The organism is Microlunatus parietis, from assembly GCF_013407955.1.
Taxonomy (GTDB): domain Bacteria; phylum Actinomycetota; class Actinomycetes; order Propionibacteriales; family Propionibacteriaceae; genus Microlunatus; species Microlunatus parietis.
Window position 1 is genome coordinate 6533503 of the sequence record NZ_JACCBU010000001.1, and the last position, 25076, is coordinate 6558578.

18 protein-coding genes are annotated in these 25076 nt (G+C 70.4%); 11 read left to right on the forward strand and 7 right to left on the reverse strand.

The window, feature by feature from the left end; all coding sequences use genetic code 11:
• Positions 1–10: 10 nt before the first annotated feature.
• Together BKA15_RS31455 and BKA15_RS31460 are read right to left on the reverse strand one after the other, a co-directional pair.
• A complete protein-coding gene (locus tag BKA15_RS31455) occupies positions 11–2989 on the reverse strand; it encodes a DUF5722 domain-containing protein (protein ID WP_179757603.1) in 2979 nt (992 codons plus the stop codon).
• 50 nt (positions 2990–3039) lie between these two features.
• Positions 3040–3714 carry a GNAT family N-acetyltransferase gene (locus tag BKA15_RS31460; RefSeq protein ID WP_179757604.1) on the reverse strand — a complete coding sequence of 225 codons (675 nt, stop codon included), beginning with the start codon at positions 3712–3714 and terminating at the stop codon, positions 3040–3042.
• 57 nt (positions 3715–3771) lie between these two features.
• Here BKA15_RS31460 and BKA15_RS31465 point away from each other — a divergent pair, with 57 nt between their 5' ends.
• Entirely contained in the window at positions 3772–5868 is a 2097-nt protein-coding gene (locus BKA15_RS31465; protein ID WP_179757605.1) for a hypothetical protein, read from the forward strand.
• A 373-nt stretch (positions 5869–6241) separates the two neighbouring features.
• Here BKA15_RS31465 and secA2 read toward each other — a convergent pair whose 3' ends face one another.
• Positions 6242–8536, reverse strand: coding sequence for an accessory Sec system translocase SecA2 (gene secA2, locus BKA15_RS31470; RefSeq protein ID WP_179757606.1), 2295 nt, complete (start codon positions 8534–8536; stop codon positions 6242–6244).
• A gap of 127 nt (positions 8537–8663) precedes the next feature.
• Positions 8664–9521 carry an AraC family transcriptional regulator gene (locus tag BKA15_RS31475; protein ID WP_179757607.1) on the reverse strand — a complete coding sequence of 286 codons (858 nt, stop codon included), beginning with the start codon at positions 9519–9521 and terminating at the stop codon, positions 8664–8666.
• Between the two features lie 93 nt (positions 9522–9614).
• Here BKA15_RS31475 and BKA15_RS31480 point away from each other — a divergent pair, with 93 nt between their 5' ends.
• The 8 genes from BKA15_RS31480 to BKA15_RS31515 all read left to right on the forward strand — a co-directional run bounded on the left by BKA15_RS31480 (position 9615) and on the right by BKA15_RS31515 (position 20781).
• Complete coding sequence (locus tag BKA15_RS31480) at positions 9615–12986, forward strand: tetratricopeptide repeat protein (RefSeq protein ID WP_179757608.1); 3372 nt, start codon at positions 9615–9617, stop codon at positions 12984–12986.
• On the forward strand, positions 12983–14305 hold the full coding sequence (locus tag BKA15_RS31485; RefSeq protein WP_218871657.1) for an ABC transporter substrate-binding protein: 1323 nt from the start codon (positions 12983–12985) through the stop codon (positions 14303–14305). The genes BKA15_RS31480 and BKA15_RS31485 overlap by 4 nt, the downstream gene beginning before the upstream one ends.
• On the forward strand, positions 14302–15231 hold the full coding sequence (locus BKA15_RS31490; RefSeq protein ID WP_312879577.1) for a carbohydrate ABC transporter permease: 930 nt from the start codon (positions 14302–14304) through the stop codon (positions 15229–15231). The genes BKA15_RS31485 and BKA15_RS31490 overlap by 4 nt, the downstream gene beginning before the upstream one ends.
• A gap of 3 nt (positions 15232–15234) precedes the next feature.
• Positions 15235–16050: a carbohydrate ABC transporter permease gene (locus BKA15_RS31495; RefSeq protein ID WP_179757609.1), complete on the forward strand. Its 816-nt coding sequence runs from the start codon at positions 15235–15237 to the stop codon at positions 16048–16050.
• Positions 16047–18101, forward strand: coding sequence for an alpha-galactosidase (locus tag BKA15_RS31500; protein ID WP_179757610.1), 2055 nt, complete (start codon positions 16047–16049; stop codon positions 18099–18101). Before BKA15_RS31495 ends, BKA15_RS31500 begins: the two co-directional genes overlap by 4 nt.
• Positions 18102–18158: 57 nt before the next feature.
• Positions 18159–18818, forward strand: a complete 660-nt coding sequence (locus BKA15_RS31505) for a Fic family protein (protein WP_179757611.1) — start codon at positions 18159–18161, stop codon at positions 18816–18818.
• Positions 18819–18937: 119 nt separating this feature from the next.
• Positions 18938–19885, forward strand: coding sequence for a phytanoyl-CoA dioxygenase family protein (locus BKA15_RS31510; RefSeq protein ID WP_179757612.1), 948 nt, complete (start codon positions 18938–18940; stop codon positions 19883–19885).
• 77 nt (positions 19886–19962) lie between these two features.
• Complete coding sequence (locus BKA15_RS31515; protein ID WP_179757613.1) at positions 19963–20781, forward strand: AraC family transcriptional regulator; 819 nt, start codon at positions 19963–19965, stop codon at positions 20779–20781.
• 16 nt (positions 20782–20797) lie between these two features.
• On the opposite strand, the gene BKA15_RS31520 is transcribed toward BKA15_RS31515, so the two are convergent.
• From BKA15_RS31520 to BKA15_RS31530, 3 genes are read right to left on the reverse strand one after another with little or no spacing between them, the layout of a single operon-like run.
• Positions 20798–21352 carry a dihydrofolate reductase family protein gene (locus tag BKA15_RS31520; RefSeq protein WP_179757614.1) on the reverse strand — a complete coding sequence of 185 codons (555 nt, stop codon included), beginning with the start codon at positions 21350–21352 and terminating at the stop codon, positions 20798–20800.
• 49 nt (positions 21353–21401) lie between these two features.
• A complete protein-coding gene (locus tag BKA15_RS31525) occupies positions 21402–22640 on the reverse strand; it encodes a macrolide family glycosyltransferase (RefSeq protein WP_218871658.1) in 1239 nt (412 codons plus the stop codon).
• Positions 22637–23335, reverse strand: a complete 699-nt coding sequence (locus tag BKA15_RS31530; RefSeq protein ID WP_179757615.1) for a TetR/AcrR family transcriptional regulator — start codon at positions 23333–23335, stop codon at positions 22637–22639. Before BKA15_RS31530 ends, BKA15_RS31525 begins: the two co-directional genes overlap by 4 nt.
• Before the next feature lie 108 nt (positions 23336–23443).
• Between BKA15_RS31530 and BKA15_RS31535 the strand changes: the two genes are divergently transcribed.
• A complete protein-coding gene (locus BKA15_RS31535) occupies positions 23444–24481 on the forward strand; it encodes an L-idonate 5-dehydrogenase (protein ID WP_179757616.1) in 1038 nt (345 codons plus the stop codon).
• Positions 24478–25038, forward strand: a complete 561-nt coding sequence (locus tag BKA15_RS31540; RefSeq protein ID WP_179757617.1) for a GrpB family protein — start codon at positions 24478–24480, stop codon at positions 25036–25038. Before BKA15_RS31535 ends, BKA15_RS31540 begins: the two co-directional genes overlap by 4 nt.
• Positions 25039–25076: the final 38 nt, after the last annotated feature.

The following is a 25076-nucleotide window of genomic DNA, read 5'->3' on the forward strand; positions in this document are numbered from 1 at the left end:
CGGCGGCCGGTCAGCCGGCGAACCAGCCCAGATCGTCCAGCTGGAACCGCGGCTGCCAGGTGGTGGTGCTGCCGACGCCGGCGAACCCGACCTCGATCCCGGTGATCTTGCTCCGACCCGGCCAGCCGGAGACGTCAACCGCGACTCGGTTCCAGCGGTCCGGGCTGAACGAGTCGAGCGTCTCGGTGATGCTGGTGCCGTCCTCGGCGAGCAGCGTCAGCGTGGCACGGTAGCCGGTCGCGCCGGGCAGCCCGCCGTACGCGTTCATCCAGACGTAGACCGTGCCGGCGGCGCCGAGTTCGAGTGGCTGGCGGTAGCGGGCGGCGATGCTGCGTTGTTGATCACCGGGTACGGCCTCGCTGGTCGCCTCCAGCGCGTAGGCACCGGAGCGTGGCCGGCCGGGCGCGTTGGCGAACGAGCCGACCCGGGCGATGCCGGCCACCCCGTCGCCGGGGGTGAAGCCGCCGAGGTCGTTCTCGAAGTCGATCACCGTGTGCTCGGTCGGCGGCGGGATGTCGACCGGGACCAACAGCCGCTGCCCGGCGAGCTCCAGGCAGACGGCCGACGGGTCCTCGCCGGTCACGGCGGTGATCTTGGTCGTGATCGTCTGCGTCTCGCCGAACGTCGAGCCGTCGCCGTCGACCCGGGCCGGGTCGGTCCTGACGTCGCCGCAGCCGTTGCCGATCATGATCGGTCCGGTCAGCGGGTCCAGATCGAGGTTGCCCAGCCTGATCGTCAGCCGGGAGCCGATCAGTTCGGCGCGTTCGGCGGCCGCGCTGGCGGTCACGTTGGGCAGCCGGGACGGGTCGGCCTTGCCGGCTGCCACCACGGAACCGATCGCGAAGGAGGCGCCCGGGGTGCCGGTGCCGGTCCCGCCGACCAGCACCTTGAGCCGGGTCAGCCGGCCCGGATCGGCCGGCACCGCGATCGCGACCGGGTGCAGTTGGCCGTCGGCGGGAATCCGGGCCCGGCCGTTGATGATCATGCCGTCGTCCAGCGTCGCGCGGAGCCGGACCAGGACTTCGGGGCCGAGCCCGGCGTCGGTGGGCACCCGTACCGTCGCGCCGAGCCAGCGCTTGCCGGACAGGGCGATCGGCCGGTCGAAGGCGCGCACCACGCCGCGGTCCTGCTTGCCGAACGTACCGTCCGCGGTGGTCACCTTGAGCACCCCGTCCTGCGCGGTCGCCGCGGCCGCGTTGTTGGACGGCAGCCAGCCGTCGGCGTCGCGGCCGAACGTGCCCAGCGGCCGGACGTCGGCGAGCTTGCCGCCGACCCGGCTCGGCACCGCGAGCACCTCGGCCCGGTCGGCGAGCTTGCTCGGGTCGAAGCCGTCCACCAGCTCGGCCCAGTCGTCGATACCGATGATCGGCAGCGCGAACGTCGTCACCTCGGTGGAGCGGGCGGTGTCGATGCCGGCGAAGACGTCGTAGATGATCTTCTTCCGCAGCGGCGCGGCGGGGAACTCGCGGCTGTGATCGGCCGCCCACAGGCCGAGGTTGAGCCCGCCCTCCTGCCGGTGATCGACATGCCGGTGCAGGATGAACGAGTCGATCGACGGCAGGAACTTGATCTTGTAGTAGGCCAGCGCGTAGCAGGCGGCCTGGAGTCGCTCGGCCTGCTCGGTCAGCGCATCGCCCTGGCCCGGCGTGTTGCAGCCCTGCTCGGACAGGATGATCCGGCGCGGCTGGTCACCGTACCGGAACTCGGCGGCCTCCAGGTACTGCGGCAGCACCTCGATGTTCTTGAACGTGATCCGTGGCGTGTCCGGCGTTTCGGTGGCCGTCTCGTCGTTCCAGAAGTCGGGCTCGAACAGATTCTCCGGGTACGGATGGTAGGCGACCTGCCAGTCGAAGTCCCCGCCCCGCTCGGCCACCCGGTTGAACTCGTCGACCAGGTCCCTGCCACGGTAGTTGCGGGTCGGGTTCTCCGGGTCTGGGTTGCCCGGCGGCAGCAGGGTCCAGTGGTGCTCCAGCGACAGGTACGTCCGCGCGGCGCGGAACGCCGACTTGGTGGCCAGCGAGACCAGCCGTACCGCCCGGGCGTAGCCGTCGACGAACTCGGCCAGCGACTTCTCACCCGAGTTCGACCAGGTCCACTGGGCGTTGACCTCGTTGCCGACGATGTAGCCCGAGGCCAGCCCGTGCCGATGATCTTGGCGGCCGTACCGCTGGGCCACGAAGTCGAGGGCGGCACTGAGGTACCGGACCCCGTCGGCGGTCTCGGTGTTGAAGCCGAACACCGGCCCGGCGCCCGGCTCGGTGGACGCGTCCGGATGTATCAGCACCTCGGCGGCACTGTTGGCCTCGCCGGGGTGCCGGTAGAGCAGCAGGATGACGTTGACCAGGATGCCGTCGTCGGTGAGCGGCTTGATCTGCCGGTCGAACGCGGTGACCGCCGCCGCATCGAAGTAGTAGGTGCTGCCACCATGATCGAAAGCGATCTCAGAGTCCGGGTCGGCCGACTTCAGCAGCATGATGTCGGCAAGATCGAGATTGAGCGCCGCGTGCTGGATCCCCAACTCCTCGGCGTCGTCGGTCAGCTGGACCTGGAGACCCTTCTTGCTGGTCGTCGCCGGCAGCGGTGCCGGATTGGCCGGCGCAAAGTCGAACCGGTCGGCGTACCGGCTCGGGCCGACCGGCTTCCCGTCGGCCGCGGCGACGAACTGGCTGAAGAGCCGGTCCGTGCCGTCCCTGGCGATCCGGGAGATCGTTGCGCTGAACCGGCCCGACGTCGGGATCACCGTGGAGACGGGGTCGGCGCCGGCGATCGAGGCGGTCCGCTCGGCACCGATCGCGTACAGATCGACCTCACCGGCGGCTCGGCCGGTGATCGTGATCGTCGTGGCGCCGACGGTGACGGCTTCGATGCCGACCGGGCCGTCGGCGTACGCGCGGGGCACCGTGAGCAACGTCGCGATGATCATGAGTACGAGGATCGTCACGGTCGGCCGGACGGGGGATCGGCGCAGCGTCGAACGATCCAGCCCCATCGTGATCAGCCCCGTCCGTGATCAAACTCCGGTGTCCGGGCTGAAGCTTGTCAATGAACGTCGGGTGTGGCAAGAGTCGTGGCCGAACTTCCCACGTTCCGGAGCTGCCAGATCCGGCCGAGCGGGCGGGCGCCGATCTTGCCGGCGACGGAGCGGGAGGCGGCGTTGTCGAACAGGTGGCTGTAGTAGAGCAGTGGTCTGGTCGCCGCGGCGACCTCGGCCCAGGCTGCCGTCACCGCGGCCGCGTAGCCCCGGCCGCGATGATCGGGATGGGTCCAGACCCCAGCCTCGGCCGCACCGTCCGCGTCGCGCGGGGTGTGGCAGATCGCGGCGATCCGCCCGTCGGTGATCCCGAACGCCCACGGTCCGAGCCGGCCGGCGAGCAGGTCGGCCCACTCGTCCGGCTCCCACTCCGGATCCGGCCGCAAGGCCGCCAGGTCGGGTGGCACGGGCTCGCCGGATCGGTGGAGGGCGAGTTCCGGCGGCACCGGAACGGTCCGGGCGGGGTCGATCAGGTAGCTGACGCAGCCGGTGATCTCGGTCGGCGTGGTGGCGTCGAGCCGATCCTTGATCAACAACAGCTCCGCCGGCGGTTCGGTCCGGTTTGGGTCCGGGTCCGGGACGGCCGCCCGCGGCGGCTCGGCTTCCCGGCCATGATCATCCACGCCCCAGAGCAGCCGGATCTCCCGCCGCAGCAGGTCCAGATCGTTCAGCGATTCGTTCATCGCCGCTCAGGCTAGCCCGGCACGCGGCGCACCGGCACGGCCTTTAGGGTCATGGCCATGGCGGAACAAGATCGAGAACTGCGGTTCGGTGCCGGCTCGGTGCGGCTGGCCGGCGACGGGTCGGTGCTGCGGGTGGTGCATCCGCGGACCGGGCGGACCGTGCTGCTGGACGACTCGGACCCGGCGGACGGAGCCGTACACGATCCGTCCCGGCGCTGGGGCAAGGGGTTCTGCATCGTCCAGGCAGCGGACGGACCGCGCGGGCTGCGTTGGGACCGTCCGGACACGGTCACCTGGACTGAGGACGGCGTTCAGCTGGTGCACGCCTGGCCGGAGCACGGGCTGCGGCTCGAGGTCGATCGCCGCTTCGACGATCACTGGACCGAGCACTACTCCTTGATCAACACCGGCGCGGAACCGGCCCGGATCGGCTCGATCGGGATCAGCACGCCGTGGCGCGATGTCTACCAGTCCAGCGCCGACAGCCTGGGCGGTGCCGTCCACGCCCACGTCTGGCCGGGCGGCGCGGATGCGTACGTCTGGGCCGAACCGATGGACGGTGCCGGGCCCGGACTCGGTCTGGTGTTGATCACCGGTGAGCTGTGGGCCTACTCGGTCGAGTCGAGGGACACGGTCAGTTCCTCCAACATCCGCGGCCACCTCTACCTGCACCCGACCGATCAGGCCCGTTCGCCGGACGCCTTCGGCGGGCAGCCGGAGATCATGATCGAGGCGGGTGGCCGGTACGAGTGGTCGTGGCGGCTGTCCTGGTGCGACGACCGGGCCGGCCTGCAGGCCGATCGGAGTCCGTTGATCACGCTCGACGCGGTGGTCGCCGAGGCCGGCCAGGCTGTGCCGATCACGACGACAGCCACAACGCTCCCTGAGCTTGTCGAAGGGCCAGGTCACATCGGGCTCAGCCCCCTTCGACAGGCTCAGGACGACGCCTCGACAGGCTCAGGGCACGAGGGCATGATCAACTCCGATGGTCCAGGCGTGATCGAGCTGCGCGCCACCCGGGACGGCCGGACCGCCCGGGCCAGCGTGTTCTTCCACCGGCCGCTGCGGGAGGTCGTCGAGCGGCGGGTCGCCTTCATCGCGGAGCGTCAGGTGGCCGCGGAACGCGGGGACGAGTCGGCGGCCGCGTTCGTCCCGTACGACCGCAGGTCCGGACTGACCACGCTGCCGACGGTCTGGCGGGACTGGAACGACGTCCGCGAACGGGTCGCGATGCCGCTGCTGCTGCAGCAGGCGCGAGCCCTCGGCTGGGGCGACCCGGCCGGGCTGGACGAGGTGCTGGACCGGCATCGGGCTTTCGTGCTGAACCGGGTGGTTGCGGCCGACGGTACGGTCGTCGACGACAGCCGCCACGCCGTTCACACCAGGCTCTACAACTTCCCTTGGTACGCGCGCTACCTGGCCGCGGAGCACGACCGGACCGGCAACTCCGCCGACCTGGACCTCGCCGCCAAGATCATCGAGCGCTACTACGCCCTGGGCGGCCAGCAGTTCCTCGCCTTCGGGCTGGGCGGGATCGTGGCCGGCCTGGCCGAGAAGTTGATCACCACCGGGGACCCGGACCGAGCCGAGGCGTTGCGCGGATCGCTGATCGCGCATGGCCGACACTTCGTCGACGTCGCCACCGAGTTGCCGTCGCACGAGGTCAACTACGAACAATCCATGGTCGCGCCCCTGCTGGACCTGATGATCAACGTGCACCGGCTCGATCCGAACGCGGTGCCGGGAGAGGAGATCGCGCTCCGGCTGCCCTGGCTGACCGCGTTCGCCGGTGATCAACCGGACGCCCGGTTGCGGCACATCCCGATCCGGCACTGGGACGGCTACTGGTTCGGCGCCGAACGACACTGGGGCGACGTCTTCCCGCACTACTGGACCGTGTTGAGCGCCCAGGTGTTCCTCGGCCTGCCGGAAGGGATCGTCCCGGACGAGCGCCGGGCGGAACTCCGCGATCAGGGTGCCGCGATCCTGCGCGCGAATCTGATCAACTTCGCCGACGACGGCTGGGCCACCTGCGCCTTCGTCTACCCGAGCTGCGTGAACGGCAACCCGACCCACCACGCCGACCCGCTGGCCAACGACCAGGACTGGGCCCTGGTCTACGCCCTCGACCACCCCGAAGCCTTCCCCACCTGACTCGCCACACCTCCGTATCCGCAACCGTTGTTCGTGTCCGCGCCCGTTGCACCAGTCGCGGATAGGCGGAACTGTCGCGGCTGGTGGGTCGGGGCCCGGTGTGCTCTGGCTTGGCCCGCGAGTTCGGCAGTGCTGGCCGGTCGCGAGACGGAACTCCGACACCAACGCGGCTGCCGGCCAGGAGCCATCCCGTCCCGATCCGCGACCGTTGCACGTATCCGCGACCGTTGCACCAGTCGCGGATGGGTGGAACGGTCGCGGCTGGTGGGTCGGAGGGACGCGGATGCGGAGCGGGGTTGCGGCGGGGCGCGGGAGGAGGGCTGCGTCGGGCAGGTCCTTCCCTCCGCTCGATGCGGGAGCGGTTCGGGCGGTGTCAGTCGGCGCCGGGGCGGACGATGCGGCGGAGGGCTCGGCCGGCGGCGGCCAGGAGCTGATCTTCGGGGGAGCCGAACGGGTTGTCGCTGACCAGATAGGTCCAGGTGGCGCTCGGGCGGCCGGCGCCGACGCCGGCGAGGTCAATGCCGTCCTCGGTGATCACCGCGTCGCCGAATGCCTCGACGGCGTCCGAGAGCGCCTCGTCGATCAGCCCGCGGTAGGCCTCGGCGATCTCCCGATTGAAGCCGTGCAACGGATTCTCGCGGCCCAGGGTGCGGAAGTGGATGCCCTCCCGGACGTGCTCGGCCAAGGCAAGATGGTCGCTCCAGCGGCGGTCCAGGAAGGCCAGCACCAGCTGCCGAGCCGCCTCGCCGAGCACCTCCGGATCGATCGTCTCGGTCAGCTCGGACCAGCGTTCCGGTGCCGCGGCGGCGAGTTGATCACCGGCCAGCCCGGTGATCAACAGCCGTTCCCGGTGTTCCAGCACCTGCCGGCGCTGGGCCCGCAGCTGCTCGTTGTAGTGCCAGGTGATCCGGCGCAGCTCGGCCGCCTCGCCCTCGGCGATCCGCTGGGCATGATCGACATCGGCGCCGCTCAGTTGATCACCGGTCCGGGTGATCAAGGGGTCCGCGTCGGAGGTGAAGAACACGCTCCGGCCGGGGTCGCCCTGCCGGCCAGCCCGGCCGCGGAGTTGATCATCGAGCCGGCGGCTCGGATAGTGCCCGGTGCCGATCACCAGCAACCCGCCGAGATCGGCGACCCGGTCCCGGTCCTCCTCGCCGGGCCCGCCGAGCCGGATGTCGGTGCCGCGGCCGGCCATCTGGGTGGACACGGTCACCGCCCCGTACGCCCCGGCGCCGGTGATGATCTCCGCCTCCCGGGCGTCGTCGCGGGCGTTCAGCACCGCGGCCTCGATCCCTTGATCATGGAGTTGCTCGGCGAGCCGTTCCGACTCGGCCACGTCGGAGGTGCCGAGCAGGACGGGCCGGCCCGCTGCGTGTTCGGTGGCCACCCGGGCGAGGATCGCCTTCTCCTTGGTCTCGACGTCGGCGTACACCTCGTCGGGATCGTCGAGACGGATCGTCGGCCGGTGCGTCGGCAGCGCGCCGGTCTCCAACTGGTAGAATTCGCGGAGCTGCTCGGCGGCGGAGACGGCGGTGCCGGTCATCCCGATCAGCACCGGGTAGCGCTTGATCAACTCGTGCACGGTGATCTGGTCCAGGATGGCGCCGCGCTCGCTCTGCCGCAGCCCCTCCTTCGCCTCGACGGCGGCGTGCAGCCCGTCCGGCCAGCGCCGCAACCGGGCGACCCGGCCACGGTCGGGGTCGATCAGCCGTACGGCCTCGTCGGCGACCAGGTAGTCGACATCGCGCCGGACCAGGGCGCGGGCGTAGAGGGCGACGTTCACCCGGGTCAGCAGCCGGCCGTCCTCGAACAGGTTGTCCACCCCGGCGAGCCGTTCCACCCGGTGTACGCCGTCGTCGGTGAGGCTGACCGTGCGGCCGTCGGGATCCACCGCGTAGTCGCGGTCCGGGACCAGCTCGGCGACCAGCAGCGCGGCCTCCGCGAGATCGTCACCGGTGCCCGCGCTGCCCGCCAGCACCAGCGGCACCCGGGCCTCGTCCAGCAGCACCGAATCCGCCTCGTCGATCAGGGCGACGTCCGGCTCCGGCTGCACCCGGTCCTCGTCGGCGGTCCGCATCCGGTCCCGGAGCAGGTCGAACCCGGCCTCGCTGACCGACACGTAGCAGACATCCGCGGCATAGCCGGCCCGGCGCTGCTCGGGGGTCGAGGACTGTTCGATCCAGCCGACGGTGACGCCGAGCCTGCCGAGTACCGGTCCCATCCAGGCGGCGTCCCGGCGGGCCAGGTAGTCGTTCACGGACAGCACCTGGACCCGCTGACCGCCGAGCACGTACCCGGCCGCGGCGATCGCACCGACCAGGGTCTTGCCCTCGCCGGTGGCCAGTTCGGCGATGATGCCGGGACCGCCGCCGAGCGGTGCCAGCAGCGCGACAGCGGCCTGCAGCTGGACGTCGTAGGCGCGTTCGTCGAGGGCCCGCCGGGCCGCCTCCCGGCCCAGCGCCACGAGTTCGGCGGGCAGCGCGGGCTCGGCACCCTCGCGGATCGCGGTCGCCCGGCGCAGCAGCGCCTCGTCGTCGAGTCCGGTCAAGTCGTCCTCGAGCCGGCCGGCCCGTTCGACGACGCTGACGTACCCGCGAAGGTCGTGTAGTCCGGGTCGGCCGATCCACCGCGCGAACGCACTGCGGAGGGTCCGGAATCGAGAGGCCACCAAGGAACAGTACCCGCGGGTTCCGCAGCCGCTCCCGTCGACGCCCGCGTCCGAATCCCAGCCGCCGACCGGTCAGTAGCGCAGCGACATGCCGTCAGAATCGCTGCTTTTGTGACCGGTCGGCGATTTAGGTGAAGGAGTTGCGGTACGTGGTGGGGCTGCAGCCGTGGACGGCGCGGAACTGGCGGGAGAAGTAGAACGGGTCGTCGTAGCCGACCTCGCCGGCGATCTCGCGGACGCCGGCGGTGGTGGTGGCCAGCAGCTCGCGGGCACGGGCCATCCGCAGCCGCTTCACGTACTCGATCACGCCGGAGCCGGTGGCGCGGCGGAACAGGGCGGCGAAGTGGGACGGGCTGAGGCCGGCCAGCCGGGCCAGGTCGCCGACCCGGACCGGGTCGGCGAAGTGCTCCCGGAGATGATCTTGAGCGGCCCGGACCGGTTCGGCCTGGCCGTGGCCGCCGGACAGCTTGTCCGCGGCCAGTTGGGCCAGCAGCGACCAGGCGAGGCCGGCCGCCATGATCAGGTTCGGCTCGGTCTCGTCGCGGCTCAGGCAGTCGACGACGTGGGTCACGGTCGCGGTCGCGCGATAGAGATCACCGATCGGCACCACGCGGTCGGGCAGGATCGGCTCGAGCAGCGACGGTACGTCACGGCCGGCGGCGTGCAGCCACCAGATCGTCCAGGGTTCATCGTCGTCGGCCCGGTAGCCGTGCGGCAGGTGCGGCGGAATGATCAAGGCGGTGCCGGCCGGCACGGCGAAGGTACGGTGGCCCAGGGTGCACCAGCCCCGGCCCTCGATGCAGATGATCACCACCGCCTCGGGCGCACCGTGACTCCGGATCCGGCCATGGCTCGCCGCATGCGGGAAGTGCCCGGCATCGGTCACCAGCAGCCGCGAGGTCGGGTTCCGCCGGAGGGCGCGCTGCACCAGCGGACGTGGCAGCACCAGCAGGCGCTGTCCCGGGAAGCCGTCCGCGATCAACATGCCTCCCATGCTGCTCCCGGATCGTCGGATCGTCCAGGGAGATCGCGGGATCAGTCATTCTCACCGGCAGCCGGCCGGGCTACCGTCGCGCCCATGCTCATCGAGGAGTCGCCGCGGCTCACGCTGCCCGAACGCCCATCGAGCCTGGCCGCCGCGCCGGTCGCGGGCTGGCGCGAACCGGTGCTGATCGAGACCTACGCGCCGCTGCCGCCGGACCGCTATCCGGCCTATCTTGATCAACGGGTCTACCAGGGCTCCTCGGGCCGGGTCTACCCGCTGCCGTTCTTCGAGCGGATCGACCCGGTCCGCCGCCCGGTCTCCTGGGACGCGATCCACCTGGAGAACGAGTGGATCCGGCTGATGATCCTGCCCGAGCTGGGCGGCCGGATCCACGTCGGCTACGACAAGATCGCGGAGCACGACTTCTTCTACCGCAACGACGTGATCAAGCCGGCCCTGATCGGGCTGACCGGGCCGTGGATCGCTGGCGGCGTCGAGTTCAACTGGCCGCAGCACCACCGGCCGGCGACCTACCTGCCGACCGACGCGACGATCGAGCAGGATCCGGACGGTTCGGTGACGGTCTGGTGTTCCGATCATGATCCGTTCACCCGGATGAAGGGGATGCACGGGATCTGCCTGCGGCCGGACCGGGCAGCGATCGAGCTGAAGGTGCGGCTCTACAACTCCTCGGAGGAGCCGCAGACGTTCCTCTGGTGGGCCAACGTAGCCGTCCGCGCCCATGATCAACTTCAGGCGTTCTTCCCGCCGGACGTGTCGATGGTCGCCGATCACGCGCGCCGGGCCGTCACGGCGTTCCCGGCGGCCGACCGGCCCTACTACGGGATCGACTACCCGCACCGCGCTTCGACAGGCTCAGCGGACGGTGGCGTTCCGGGGGACCGGATCGACTGGTACCGCAACATCCCGGTGCCCACCTCCTACATGTGCCTGGGCAGCGAGGGCGACTTCTTCGGCGCGTACGACCACGAGGCCGGGGCCGGCTTCGTGCACGTCGCCGATCACCGGACCGCGGTCGGCAAGAAGCTGTGGACCTGGGGCAACGCGCCGTTCGGCGAGGCTTGGTGCCGCAACCTCACCGATGACAGCTCGGCCTACATCGAGCTGATGGCGGGCGTGTTCACCGACAACCAACCGGACTTCTCCTTCCTGGCGCCCGGCGAGACGAAGGTGTTCAGCCAGTTCTGGTATCCGTACCAGGGCATCGGGCCGGTCCAGGCCGCGACCCTGGACGCGGCGATCAGCGTCACCGACCGCGCCGTGGGCATCGCCGCGACGGCCCGGCACGACGATGCGACGGTGATCATCGAGAGCGCCGCGGGCCGGGCCGAGCACCCGGTCGTGCTGACCCCGGGCCGCCCGGTCCGGCTGCCGCTCGCCGGCGACCAAGATCACGACCTGGTGATCACGGTCGTCGCCGGCGGCGTGGAGTTGGCGCGCTGGGCCCGTACGGAGCCGGCCGAGCCCGGCGGCCCGGCGACCGAACCGCCGGCGCCGGAGGCGGTCGGCAGCGTGGAGGAGCTCTATCTGACCGGGGTTCACCTGGAGCAGTACCGGCACGCGACCCGGTCCCCGGAACCGTACTGGGCGGAGGCGCTGCGCCGCGATCCCGATCATGCTCCGACCTGCACCGCGCTCGCCGCCCGCCGGTATCGGGCCGGGCACTACCGGGAGGCCGACGAGTTGCTCCGCCGCGCCGTGGCCAGGCTGTCGGTACGGAATGCCAACCCGGCCGACACCACCGCGCACTACTACCTTGGCCTGACCCGGGACCGGCTCGGTGATCATGACGGCGCCTACGCGGCGTACGCCAAGGCGGCCTGGAACCGGGCCTGGCGCGCGCCGGCCGGCTACCGGGCCGCCGTGCTCGACGCCGCGGCCGGCCGGAACGAGACAGCGGTCGAGCGGCTGACCGACGTGCTGCGGGCCGAACCCGAACACCTGCAGGCGCGGGCCCTCTCGGTGATCATCCTGCGCCGGCTCGGCCGGACCGACGAGGCCGAGCGCTTGCTCGCCGAGACCCGGAGGCTGGATCCGCTGCACTGGTGGACGAACGACCTCGCCGGCGAGCCGCTCACCGATGACGCGCAGACCCTGCTCGATGTCGCCCTCGAGTACGTCCGCGTCGGCGAACCGGAAGCCGCCCTGCGCGTGCTCGAGCGGGCGGCCATCGCCGACGGCTCCAGACCCCTCGGCGCGCCGGCCGCGGGCCCACTGATCGCGTACCGCCGGGCCGAACTGCTCACCGAACTGGGCCGCGCCGAGGAGGCCGCGGCCGCACTCGCGGAGGCCCGGACCGGCTCGGACCGCTGGTGCTTCCCGGCCCGGCTGGACGACGCAGACCTGTTGTCCAGAAGGGTTTCCGAGGAGCCGGGCGATCATTGTGCGGCGGCCTTGCTCGGCCACTGGCTCTACGACCGGGACCGGGTCGGCGAGGCCGTCGAAGCCTGGCAGCGGGCGGTCCGGCTGGACCCGTCGGACCCGGTCTGCTGGCGCAACCTCGGCCTCGCGGCGTACAACCGACAGCGCGACCTGGCGAGCGCTCTGCAGAGCTACGAACGCGCCGTCCAGGCGGCGCCGGAAGACGCCCGGCTCCGCTTCGAACATGATCAACTCCAGGCCCGGGCCGGGATCGCGCCGGCCGAGCGGTGGGCCCGGCTGCAGGACCGGCCCGACCTGGTCCGTCAGCGGGACGACGCGGTGGTGGAACTGGCCCAGCTGCGGCTGTCCCTCGGTGATCACGAGGCGGCGACCGACCTGCTGCTGGAGCGGGAGTTCCAGCCCTGGGAGGGCGGCGAGGGGCAGACCCTGCGAGCCTGGGACCGCGCCTGCCTCGCCCAGGCCGACGCTGCCCTGGCCGCCGGCCGTCCGCGGGACGCGGTGGGTTGGCTCGACCGCACCTTGGACCCGCCCCGATCCCTTGGCGAACAACGCCATCCGCTGGCCAACTCGGCCTGGCTCCGGCTGGCCCGCGGCGACGCCCTGGCGGCGGCCGGTGATCACGACGCCGCCCGAATGGAATGGGCCGAGGCGGCCGCACAGTCCGGCGATTTCCTGACCATGAGCACCACGCCGTTCAGCGAGGCGACCGCGGCGTCGATCACGGCGCTGCGCCGGCTCGGCCGGTCCGGCCCCGCCGACGAGCTCGCGGCCGGGTTGTCGATCTTCTGTGACGAACTCGAGGCGACTCCGGCCACCGTCGACTACTTCGCCACCTCGCTGCCGACCCTGCTGCTGTTCGCCGATGACCCGGAGTTGATCAAGAACCGCCGGGTCCGCTTCCTCCGGGCCCAGCTGGCCGCGGTCAACGGGTGCCGGCAGGCCGCGCTGAGCCGGCTCGACGAGATCCTCGCCGAGGATCCCAACCACGCCGACGCGATCGACCTGAAGCGGCGGCTGCAGACCCAAGATCAGAGTCCATCACTCACAGGAGAGGTTCGATGACCATGCGCTTCTCATCACCACCCAGCCCCACCAGCCTGTCCAGGCGCGCGCTCCTGGGCGGCGCCGCGGCGTTCGGCGGGGCGACCCTGCTGTCCGGCTGCATCGGCACCGGCCCGGGCACCTCGGCACCACCGACCGGTGGGCCGACCGGCGGCCCGGCGACGCTGCAGATCGCGTTCTCGGAGCCCAAGACGCGCGACGCGCTGCTGGAAACGATCAAGGACTACGACGGCCCGGCGCCGACCGTGAACGCCGTCGCCACCGAGCAGTTCCGGGCCCAGCTGTCCACCTATCTCACCTCGGCCAACCCGCCGGACGTGATCGGCTGGCTGGCCGGCTCGGTCGCCAGAGACTATGCCAGCAAGGGATTGCTGCTCGATGTCAGTGATCTCTGGACCGGCGACGGCGCCTGCGCGAAGTACTCGGAATCGCTGCGCGCCCTGTGCAGCGACGAGAACGGCAAGCAGATCTTCGTACCGACCAGCTATTACTGGTGGTCGATCTTCCACAAGAAGTCGGCCTTCCAGAAGTGGGGCATCACCGAGCCGCCGAAGGTCTGGGACGACTTCATCGCGCTCTGCGACGACCTCAAGGGCCGCGGCGTGTACCCGCTCACCAACGGCATCGGCTCGACGCCGTGGATGGCGTCCGGCTGGTTCGACTACCTCAACCTCCGGGTGAACGGCGCCCAGTTCCACCGCGACCTGCTGGCCGGAAAGTTCCCGTTCACCGACGAGCGGGTCGCCGCCGTGCTGGAGCGGTACAAGCAGTTGATCCCGTACTTCGATCCCAACATGCGTTCCTACTCCGTGCAGGAGGCGGTCACGCCGCTGGTGCAGGACAAGGCGGCCATGTATCTGACCGGCGCGTTCATCGTCGTATCGGTGCCGAAGGACCAGGTCGACGACATCGACTTCTTCTCGGTGCCGACGATCGACCCGGCCGTCCCGAGCGCCGAGGAGGCGCCGACCGACGGCTACATGGGATCGGCCAAGGCCCCGAACGTCGATCAGGCGAAGAAGCTGATGTCCTTCCTGGCCTCGCCGGACGCGCAACAGAAGAACATCCAGCTGTCCGGCTCGGCCAACCTGCCGACCTCGCCCGACGTCGACACGTCCGGCTTCTCGCCGATGGTGCAGAAGGGGATCAAGCTGCTCAACGAGACGAAGGAGATCACCCAGTTCTTCAACCGGGACTCCTCCGACGCGCTGCAGCTCACTGCCGATGCCGCCCTGACCAAGTTCCTGGACGATCCGTCCGACATCAAGGGAACCCTGGAGGACTGGCAGAAGGCCGCCGAGCGGGTCTTCAAACAGTGACGGCCACGGCTACGGTTCCGGACCGGGCCGCCGGGACCAGAACGCGGCGGGCCCGCGGTGCGCTGCGCGTGCCGCCGGTCGTCTGGCTGTTCTTGATCATCCCGGTCGCGGTCGAGGTGTTCTGGGTCTTCTGGCCGGCGTTCAACAGCTTCCAGCTGTCGCTGACCCGGTGGCAGGGTGTCGGCGCGGCGGAGTTCATCGGCCTGCAGAACTACGTCAACCTGTCCACCGATCCGGTCTTCCTGACCGCCCTTCGCAACAACGCGATCTGGGTGATCTTGTTCGGCGGGCTCTCGGTGATCGGCGGGCTGACCCTGGCCGTGCTGCTGAACCGGCCGCGGCGCGGGGTCGGCATCTACCGCGCCGCGATCTATCTGCCGATGGTGTTCTCGCTCGCGGTGACCGGCCTGTTCTGGCGCGTGATGTACGCGCCGGACGGGCCGATCACCGGCTTCTTCGAGGCGTTGCGGATCGAGGCGCTGGCGACGCCGTGGCTGGCCTCGCCCGATCTCGCCCTGTACGGGGTGCTGGTCGCCGCGGTCTGGCGCCAGGTGGGCTACATCATGGTGCTCTATCTGGCCGGGCTGAAGAGTTGCGACCCGGCGCTGGAGGAGGCGGCCGCGGTGGACGGCGCGAACCGCTGGCAACGCTTCTGGCACGTGGTGATGCCGCAACTGGCCGGCGTCAACACGGTGGTCTTCGCGGTCACCGTGATCGACTCGCTGCGCACGTTCGACATCGTCTGGTCGATGACCCGCGGCGGCCCGTACGACAGCAGCCAGCTGCTCAGCACGTACATGTTCCAGCAGGGCTTCACCGTGGTGAACCTCGGCTACGGCTCCGCGATCGCCGTGATCATCTTCCTGCTCGCGATCATCTTCATCATCACCTACCTGGCCCGCGCGGCCCGCGGTGAGGAGGACTGAACGATGAACAAAACCTCACCCTGGTTCCACGTCGGGATGATCCCGTTCACCCTGCTCTACATCTCGCCGCTGATCTTCGTCATCGGCGTCTCCCTGCGACCGTTCGACGACATCACGATGCGCGGTCTCGCGGCGCTGCCCGCCGCCCTGTCCTTCGAAGGCTTCAGTACGGCGTTCGACGCCGGCACCCGGGGCGCCCTGCTGAACAGCGCGCTGGTCACCGTGGTGACGGTGATCTTCACGCTGCTGCTGGCCTCGATGGCGGCGTTCGCACTGAGCCGATTCCGGATCCCGTTCCGCCGGAGCATCCTGTTGATCATGCTCGCCGGCAACCTGCTGCCGCCGCAGATCCTGCTCATCCCGGTGGCCAAGATCGCCGAGGGGATCGGCATCTACGACACGCTGCTGGCCTTGATCGTGGTGCAGATCGGCTTCGGCCTCGGCTTCTACACGTTCGTGCTGCACGGCTTCATGCGCGGCATCCCGCGCGAGGTGTTCGAGGCGGCTGTGGTCGACGGTGCCGGAGCGATCCGAACCTACGGTCAGATCGTGCTGCCGCTCTGCCGGCCGGCGCTCGCCGCGCTTGGTGCGCTCGCCACCACCTGGGTCTTCAACGATCTGATCTGGGCCATGACCGTGCTCCGGACCGAGACCAAGTTCCCGATCACCGCGGCGCTGCTCAACCTGCAGGGCAGTTTCGTCAGCAAGTGGAACGTGGTCGCCGCCGGCTCCATCCTGGCCGCGATTCCGCCGGCGGTCGTGTTCTTCCTGTTCCAGAAGCACTTCGTGTCCGGCCTGCTGGTCGGGGCGAACAAGTGAGCCCGGCCTGGGAGCTGCCCACCGCGACCGGGGTCTATCGGGTCGGACTGGCTCCCGATGATCTTGGTCCGGTGTTCCTGTCCTGGACCGATCCCGGCGAGGCTCCGGAGGTTGAGTTGCCGTTGGCCGGTGGCTGGGACCTTCCGGCCGACGTGCTGCCGCTGGAGTACGCGGTGTTCGGCACCCGGCAGCGGCAGGCGTCGGAGCTGATCGTCGATCACGGCGACGGGCTGGTCGGCGCCCGGGTGATCTGGGACTCCGACGGCGAGTTGATCAAGGATGGGACCGGGACGACGCTTCGGGTCCGCGCGGTCGACAGCACCGGCCGGCTCGAACTGGAGCTGCGGATCACCGCCGACACCGAACACGACGTGATCACGAAACGGGCCGTGATCACCAATGTGGGCCGGCGCCGACTCATCCTGCCGCGCGCGTTCGCCCCCGCCTGGGACCTGCCGGTCCCGGAACCGCCGGTGATCGACTTCCTGGCCGGCGACTGGGCCCGCGAGTTCGGCACCCACCGGGTCACGCTGCCGGCCGGGACGTTCACGATCGGGAGCCGGCAGGGCGTCACGTCGCACAGTTACGCGCCGGTGATCGCGGTCGGCACGCCCGGCGGCGGCCCCGGCTACGGGGTGGCGCTGGCCTGGAGCGGGTCCTGGCGACTTGCCGCAGAGGTCGTACCGGGGTCGGGCCGGGTCCGGATCGGCGCCGGGGTCGACGACGAGAGCTGTGTGATCACGCTGGACCCGGGGGAGTCGTACGCGACGCCGGAGAGCCTAGGGGTACGGGCACCGGAGGGTGTCGCCGGCCTGCCCGGCCGCTGGCATGATCATCAACGTCGGGTGCTCAGCCGTGATATCGGTCCGGCTCATCGCCCGATCGTCTACAACTCCTGGTACGCCACGGAATTCGACGTCCGGCCCGAGCACCAGACGGCGCTGGCCGAGGTCGCGGCGGAGATCGGCGCCGAGGTGTTCGTCGTCGACGACGGCTGGTTCGCCGGCCGGACCAGCGACCGGGCCGGCCTGGGCGACTGGACTCCGGACCCGGTGAAGTTCCCGCAGGGCCTGGCCCCGTTGATCACCTCGGTCACGGACCTCGGGATGCGGTTCGGCCTCTGGGTGGAGCCGGAGGCGGTGAACCCGGACAGCGAGTTGTTCCGGTCCCACCCGGACTGGGTCTACCGCGCCGGCGACCGCCCGCTGGTCACGGTGCGGAACCAGTACCTGCTTGACTTCGGCCGGCCGGAAGTCGTCGCCTGGTGCGAGGAGACCCTGCGCAGGCTGCTGGCCGATCACCGGATCAGCTACCTGAAGTGGGACATGAACCGCCCGGTCAGCGACGGCGGCCGGCCCGGCGACGATCATGGTCGGCAGTGGTCGGTGCAGCACGTCGAGGGCTACCACCGGGTGCTCCGGATGCTGCGGGATGAGTTCGGCCACGTCACGGTGGAAGCCTGCTCGTCGGGTGGGGGCCGGATCGATGCGGCGGTGCTCGCGTTGACCGACGTGGTGTGGACCAGCGACGAGACCGGGCCGCGGGCCCGGCTGGCGATCCAGCACGGCTTCCTGTCCGCGTTCGGCTCGCACCTGATGAGTTCCTGGGTGACCGATCAGCCCGACCGCCGTGATCCGGACCCGGCGAGCTTCGAGTTCCGGTTCCTGGTCGCGATGGCCGGCGTCCTCGGCGTCGGGTCCGACCTGCTCGCCTGGACCGCCGCCGAGCGGGCCCGGGCCGCGGAGTTGATCAAGCTCTACCGGGAGCTGAGACCCACGATTCAGCAGGGCCGGGTGGAGCGGCACGGCGAGCCGGCCGACCCGGTCTACGCGCTCGAGTACGGCACCGCGGACCGTACGGTGATCTTGGTCTACGGCCGCCCCGGCCGCCCGGACCGTCCCAAGATCATCCCGCGCACCCTGCGCCCCGGCGAGCGCTTCCGGGTCCGCGGCGGCGACAGGGTGATCACAGCGGGCAGCGCGGTGGAGATCGGCTTCGCTGTCGCCGACGACTGCCACCTGCTCGTGCTCGACCGAGTTGATCCATACTGAGTGAGCGATTCTGGGAGAATCCAACTGCTAGCCCGTACCCGCGAGAGGAGCGCGCACATGTCCCGGATCACCGTCAGTGATCTTGCGGGGGTCGTGTACTCCTCCGGCAAGGTCTTCGACGGACTCTCGACCGGCCGCCTGGACACGGAGAACTTTCTGCGCTCGGGGAGCGTCACTGGCGTCAGATCCCGTGCCGACCTGGCGCTGCTGGAGGATCTCCGCGACGTATCGCAATTCATCATCGACCACAGCGATCGGCCGATTGACGTTGCGTTCGTCAAGGCGGTGAATGCACAGCTCACGCGCACCGCAGCGCTCAGCCCAGGCGAGTTCCGAACCCAGGAACAGCGGATCGGCGTGCGTACGCGCTACGGTCGCCACGAACCGGAGGCGTGCACCGACGAGAGCCTGCAACGCCTGCTGGATAAGGCCTTGTCCTCCCACGACGACCCGAACGAGCGCGCGCTGGAGGTCTTCGTCCAACTCGCCAAGGCCCAGCCGTTCGAGGACGGCAACAAGCGCACCGCACTGTTCGTACCGAACGGGCTGCTGATCGGCTCCGGGAACGGGAAGCTCCTGACGATCCCGGTCGACGAGGATGATCCCGGCCTTGCTGACACCTTCAACGACCTGCTCGCGCGCGCCTATGTCATGGACGAGCACGAGGGCGTCAAAGAGCTGCTTCGCGACCGCGGGCTTTCCGACCTCCGTGCCTGAATCGAGCTGATCGGATCGTCCAGGAAGTACGCCTCTCGGGCATGGAACCGCAGCGCGCTGGTGGGTCAGAGTTGAGCGAAACGACCGCCATCGGCGATCTACTCACAGGAGTGATTCTCATGACCACGTCCGACATCGCGACGGCCAATCCCACGGTCGAGCTCGTCGACTCCAGCCCGCTGCTCGGCAACCCGCAGGCGCTGCTGGAGCGCGCCGCGGTCGACGGCTACCTGTTCTTCCGCGGCCTGCTGGACCGGGACCGGGTGCTCGGCCTGCGCCGGCAGATGATGCAGGTCGTCGCCGATCATGGTTGGTTGCGGGCGGGCACCGATCCGATGGACGGAATCGCCGACCGGGCCGCGTTCGACAAGGTGGACCCGGTGGCCGCCGCCTTCTGCGGCACCGGGGTCCCGCTCGACGCGTACCGGGACATCTACCGGATCCAGGAGTTCCACGCGATCGGGCACGACCCGGCCATGATCAACTTGTACGACGGACTGCTCGGTGGCAACGTGCTGCGGCAGCCGCTGTCGATCGCCCGGGTGATGGTGCCGAGCTCCAACTTCCAGCCGACGCCGGCCCACCAGGACTTCATCCACATCCAGGGCACCAAGAACGTCTGGACGTCCTGGTTCCCGTTGGGCGACTGCCCGGTCGAGCTGGGTGCGCTGACCGTGCTGGTCGGCTCGCAGGCCGACGGGCTGCTGACGTACCACGCGGCGCAGGGGGCCGGGGAACTGGAGGCCTACATCTGCGACTCGGGGCTGTCCTGGGGCGTCGCCGACTTCCAGGCCGGCGACGTGCTGACCTTCACCAGCCTGACCGTGCACCGTGGAATGCCCAACGTGAAGGGGGAGCGGGTCCGGCTGTCGCTCGACCTGCGCTACCAGCGGGCCGACGAGCCGATCACCCGCGGGTCGATCACGCCGCACTGCGACATCCTGCCCTGGGACGACATCTACCAGGGCTGGACCGACGAGAGCCTGAAATACTACTGGCGCGACCGCGGCCTGACGCTGGTCGATCATGACGAGGAACTGCGCTGGCAGAAGAACAAGATCTGCTGAGATCGGAGACGCCGAGGATCGCCCGGCCCGCTGCCGACGGCGGGCCGGGCTTCCCGCTGGTCGCCTTCGCTGCAACGGTGCAGGCTCACCCCGGTGATCATTCCGGCTATCCGCGGGTCGAGTCCCGGATGCTGCTGGCCGGCAACTCCGGCCGCGGTCGGGTCGTGATCAACGGGACCGAGCACGACCTGCGACCGGACATGATCATGGTCCTGCCGTGGGGCCACCAGGTCGCCTACCGGCCGGACCCGGCGGATCCCTACCTCGTCTACGGCGCGCACCTGATCCCGTGGCACGCAGCCGACCAGCCGGTCGAGCTCGCCGTGCCGCACCATCCCGATCATCCGCTGGCCGGCGTCGGCTGGCGGGCCGACGCCGAACTCGGCATCGGCGACGAGCTGTGGGTCACCGACGAGACCAGCCATCCCACGCTCAAGACCTTGATCAAACTGATCGCGCAGGTCTGGGACCGCGGCACGCCGGACGTCGAGACCGCCCGCGCGCTGGGTGTCCTGGTGACCGGGGAACTGCGGGCCGCCGACCAGATCCTGCCGCAGAACGATCGCCGGCTGCCGCTCCGGCTGCGCCGGGTGCTGACCTGGGTGACCGCGGAGCCGGGCCGGCCGATCACGGTGGCCGATCTGGCGGCGGTCGCGGACTGCAGCACGGCGACGCTGACTCGGCTGTTCCGGCGCCACCTGGACACCTCACCGCTGGCCTGGGTGCTCCGGGTCCGGATCGATGCCGCCAAGGAGTTGATCATCACCACGTCGTTGCCGCTGGCCCAGATCGCCCGCCGGGTGGGGATCAGCGACGCGTACTACTTCTCCCGGCAGTTCCGGCGCCACACCGGGCAGTCGCCATCGGCGTGGCGGCGGCGCTGGGCCGGACCATGATCACGATCGGCGCGGATCAGGCGGCGGGCTTCGCGGTGTAGCGGAGGACGACGACGCCGGTGGCGTGCGTGTCCGTACCGGCCAGGTCGAAGCTGGTCTTGGCGAAGTCGCGGTAGATCAGGTCCGCCGGCTTCGCCTTGCCCGAGATGACCGGATGGACCCAGAGGTACAGCTCGTCGAGCAGGCCGTGCTCCAGCATCAGCCGGGTCACGTCGCCGAAGCCGTACTGGATGATCGAACGCTCGGTCCGTTCCTTGAGCTTGCCGATCTCCTCGGCGACGTCGGCGCCGATCACGGTCGTGTTCTGCCAGGTCGGGTCGGTCAGCGAGCTGGACACGACGTACTTGGGGATGCTGTTCATCCGGTCGGAGTACTCGTCGCCGGAGCGTTCCGACCAGGCCGGCGCGAAACCGTCGTACGTCTCCCGGCCCATGATCACGGCGTCGCTGCCGAACAGGAGTTCGCCGGCGGTGCGCATCGCATCCTCGCCGAAGTAGTCGAAGTGCCACTCCTCGAGGTTGGTGATGTCCCCGTCGAGCGAGATGTTGGTGGAGTTGATGATCTTGCCCATGGGGCGGTTCCTCTCGTCGGTCGGTAGATCTCGGCACAACATAACATTGTTATGAGCCGACCCGTGGCCGAGCGAGGAACTGGTCGATCAGTTCCGCCGATGCTACGGCACCACCTTCCTGGCGCATGCCGTCCGCGGTCGTCCGGGCGGCAGCTGCATGGGCCGGATCGGAGCGGACCTGGTCGACGGCGGCGCGCAAGGCCGCCGGCGGGACCGGGCGGCCGGCGAGGTTCTGCCGGAGCACGACCCCGGCGCCGCGCTCGGCGACGGCGCGGCCGATCAGCAGTTGCTCGAATTGCTGCGGAATGATCACCAGCGGCACCGCGTGGTGCAGGCCCTCCAGGACGCTGTTCATGCCGCCGTGGGTGACGAACAGCTCGGCCCGGGCGAGCACGTCGAGTTGCGGTACGGACGTCCGGACGAGGGTGTTCGGCGGCGGGGAGCCGAGCCGGGCCGGGTCGGTGGGCCGGCCGACCGCGAGGACCACCCGGGCCGGCAGGTCGCCGAGAGCGGTGAAGCAGGTCCGGAAGAACTCCTCGCTGCCCGCGTGCAGGGTGCCCAGCGAGACCATGATCACCGGCTCCGGCCCGGCCAGCAGATCGGCCAGTTCCGGGTCGGGTGCGCTCTGCCGTACCGCCGCCGGGTCGAAGGTCGGGCCGACGAAGTGGCAGGTCTCGTCGATCCGCGGATCGGGCTGCTGCAGCCAGCGCGGGATCGGGAAGATCGTCAGGTCGCCGCGCATCGGGAAGACCGGGCGCGGCGGCAGGAGTTCCGCGGGGAACTGCTTCATCAGCCGCTTCCGGGAGCCGAGGACGGTGGGCAAGGCCGACAGGGTTTCGCCGATGAACGTGAGCCATTCCCGGCCGTTCATCGTGCGCATGCTCTCCGTACCCACCAGCATCGTGGTCATCAGGGAGATCATCGGCAGCTTCAGGTCGGCGGCGGCGACCCGGCCCCACAGCGCGTTCGAGTCGAACATCATCGCGGCCGGTGGGTGCCGGCGGAGTTCCTCGGCCAGGAACGGGGCCAGGGTGCGGGTTGCGTCCATGATCCGGCTGACGACCTGGACCGGTCCGCCGTGCTGGGTCGCGTCGGCGATCATGGTCGACGAGATCGTGCCGTCGGGGTACGGCCGGAAGCTCGCACCGGCTCGTTCCACCGGCGCCCGGAACTCCTCGGTGGCGTAGTAGGTGACGCCGATGTCGCGCCGGACCAGTTCGCGGATGACCGGCAGGCTCGGGTTGACGTGACCGGCGGCCGGCATGGCGGCCATGACGATGTGGTTCATCGGGACCTTTCGGGTCGGCGGGCGATCTCGTCCGCAAGATCGTCACGGAGTCGGCGATAGCGGGCCACTGCCTGTGATGCGGCCGACTCGAGACGGGTGGGATCGGGTGGTTCGGGTGGCTGGAGGGTCGCGGCGATCGTGTCCCGCAACGCGTTCGCGGTCGCTTCCGGGGCGAGCTCGGCTGCGGCGGGATTGAGATAGAAGCCGGTCTGGATCGCTCCGAAGATCAACTCCTGAGTGCCGGGTTCCTGATCGGCGCGCAGCAGACCATGATCACGAAGGAGGGCGAAGAACTCGTGGCCGAAGGTCCGACTGGATTCGGCCAGCGGCCGGACCGCCTGTTCATGCGCGAGCTCGCCGAGGAGGTCCCGGTCCCGCGTCATCATGGCTCGGCTCAGCGGTCGGCGATGGACGATCAGGTACGTCAGCCGCGCCTGCTCGCCCGGCAGTACGGCAACGGGGTCCCGCTCGATCGCCGCGATCAGCTCGTCGGTGATCGCCACCGACTCCCGCATCAGCATGGCGTCCAGCAGCCGGGCGCGCGATTCGAAGTGGAGATACACCGTGCCCTTGCCGATGCCGGCGTGGCGGGCGACCTCATCGATCGTCACCCGTTTGGCCCCCCAGCGGAGCACCAGGTCGGCCGCGGCATCCAGGATGCGGCGGTCTCGCTGTGCGTACGGGTCCTCGGCCATTCTCTCCTCCTGTCTGACTGATGACCAGATTAGTCATTCGGTCACGAGGTGGGCAACGGCGCGGAGTGTGGCATCGGTTACGCTGCCGCGCATGCCAGGGTGTGACCGATGAGGGCCGTGGTGGCGTACGGGCCGGGCGATCTCCGTGTGGAGCAGCGGCCCGACCCGGAACCGGGACCCGGCGAAGCGCTGATCCGGATGGCCTTCGGCGGTATCTGCGGCTCCGACCTCTCCTACTGGCGGCACGGCAGCACCGGCGCGGCCGTGATGACCGAACCACTGGTCCTCGGGCATGAGGTGTCCGGGCGGATCGCGGCGTTCGGGCCCGGCCCGGGACCGGAGGGTCTCGCGGTCGGCGACCCGGTCACCGTGCACCCGGCCACCGTCGTCGGTGACGACCCGCTGCCGGAGCGGATCGCCGGCCGGACCAACCTGCATCAGGTGGTCCGGTACTTCGGGTCAGCGGCGTTCACTCCGCACACGCCGGGCGGGTTCGCGGACTTTCGGACCGTTCCGGTCGGGCAGCTGCGTCCCGTACCTTCCGGGGTCGACCTGCGGCGGGCCGCGGTCGCGGAGCCGCTCGGGGTCGCGCTGCACGCGGTGAACCGGGCCGGGGACGTGGCCGGCCGGACCGTGCTGGTCAGCGGCTGCGGCCCGATCGGGGTGCTCGTCGTCGCCGCCGCCCGGGCCGCCGGCGCCGCGGCGATCACGGTCGCCGACGTCGCCCCGTACCCGCTCGGGATCGCGCGCCGGATGGGCGCCGACGTCGCGATCGACCTGTCCGCCGGGGAGCCGTTGCCGGCCGACGTCGAGGTGGCGTTCGAGGCGTCCGGCGCGCCGGCGGCGGTCGGCCCGGTGCTCGCCGCCACGGCGCGCGGCGGCGTCCTGGTCCAGGTCGGCAACCTGCCCGCCGGACCGCATCCCACCGACCTCGCCGCGCTGGTGTCGCGGGAGATCGACTACCGCGGCAGCTACCGGTTCGTCGACGAGATCAGCGACGCGCTGGCGCTGCTGGCCGACGGCCTGGACGTCGAGCCGATGATCAGCCACACGTTCGGGCTGGACCGGGTCGCGGAGGCGTTCGAGGTGGCCGCCGGCCAGACGAGCAGCAAGGTGCTGCTCGAGTTCGACGTTCCGCCATCGTGACCGAGCAGCGCCCGCTGGTCGAGGTCGTCGAGTGGACCCCGGACTGGGCCGTACGGTTCGCCGCCGACGCCGCCGAGCTGGCACCGGTGCTGCCCGCCGACGCGACGATCGAGCACATCGGGTCGACCAGCGTGCCCGGCTTGCCGGCCAAGCCGATCATCGACCTGCTCGTCACGACCGCGGACCCGGATTCCGTGCTGGGCAAGGGATCCGGGGTGTTCGGCCTCGGCTACACGTACAACCCGAAGTATTTCGCCGACGATCCCGACCACATCTTCTTCAAGCGGGACACCGACGGCGTCCGGACCGAACATCTGCACGTCTTCCACGTCCGGTCGCCGGCGCCGCAGGCCGACCGCGACTTCCGGGACTACCTGATCGCACACCCCGACGCCGCCCGGCGCTACGCCGAGGCGAAGCGGGCAGCCGCCCTCGCCCATCCGGACAGCCGGGCCGACTACGGCACGGCCAAGGAGTCGGTGCTGCTGGAGTTCACCCGCGCGGCGCGGCGTTGGGCGGCGGACCGGAGAAGCAGCGGCGCGGATCCGAGAACCTGACTCGCGTTCCCGTGGCGCGGTCGTGGCGTGGGCCGGAC

Excerpts from the sequence above, each read along its gene's own strand:
- BKA15_RS31455 (WP_179757603.1), bottom strand. The coding sequence starts at position 2,989 with ATGGGGCTGGATCGTTCGACGCTGCGCCGATCCCCCGTCCGGCCGACC.
- BKA15_RS31460 (WP_179757604.1), bottom strand. The coding sequence starts at position 3,714 with ATGAACGAATCGCTGAACGATCTGGACCTGCTGCGGCGGGAGATCCGG.
- BKA15_RS31465 (WP_179757605.1), top strand. The coding sequence starts at position 3,772 with ATGGCGGAACAAGATCGAGAACTGCGGTTCGGTGCCGGCTCGGTGCGG.
- BKA15_RS31475 (WP_179757607.1), bottom strand. The coding sequence starts at position 9,521 with ATGTTGATCGCGGACGGCTTCCCGGGACAGCGCCTGCTGGTGCTGCCA.
- BKA15_RS31480 (WP_179757608.1), top strand. The coding sequence starts at position 9,615 with ATGCTCATCGAGGAGTCGCCGCGGCTCACGCTGCCCGAACGCCCATCG.
- BKA15_RS31485 (WP_218871657.1), top strand. The coding sequence starts at position 12,983 with ATGACCATGCGCTTCTCATCACCACCCAGCCCCACCAGCCTGTCCAGG.
- BKA15_RS31495 (WP_179757609.1), top strand. The coding sequence starts at position 15,235 with ATGAACAAAACCTCACCCTGGTTCCACGTCGGGATGATCCCGTTCACC.
- BKA15_RS31505 (WP_179757611.1), top strand. The coding sequence starts at position 18,159 with ATGTCCCGGATCACCGTCAGTGATCTTGCGGGGGTCGTGTACTCCTCC.
- BKA15_RS31510 (WP_179757612.1), top strand. The coding sequence starts at position 18,938 with ATGACCACGTCCGACATCGCGACGGCCAATCCCACGGTCGAGCTCGTC.
- BKA15_RS31520 (WP_179757614.1), bottom strand. The coding sequence starts at position 21,352 with ATGGGCAAGATCATCAACTCCACCAACATCTCGCTCGACGGGGACATC.
- BKA15_RS31525 (WP_218871658.1), bottom strand. The coding sequence starts at position 22,640 with ATGAACCACATCGTCATGGCCGCCATGCCGGCCGCCGGTCACGTCAAC.
- BKA15_RS31530 (WP_179757615.1), bottom strand. The coding sequence starts at position 23,335 with ATGGCCGAGGACCCGTACGCACAGCGAGACCGCCGCATCCTGGATGCC.
- BKA15_RS31535 (WP_179757616.1), top strand. The coding sequence starts at position 23,444 with ATGAGGGCCGTGGTGGCGTACGGGCCGGGCGATCTCCGTGTGGAGCAG.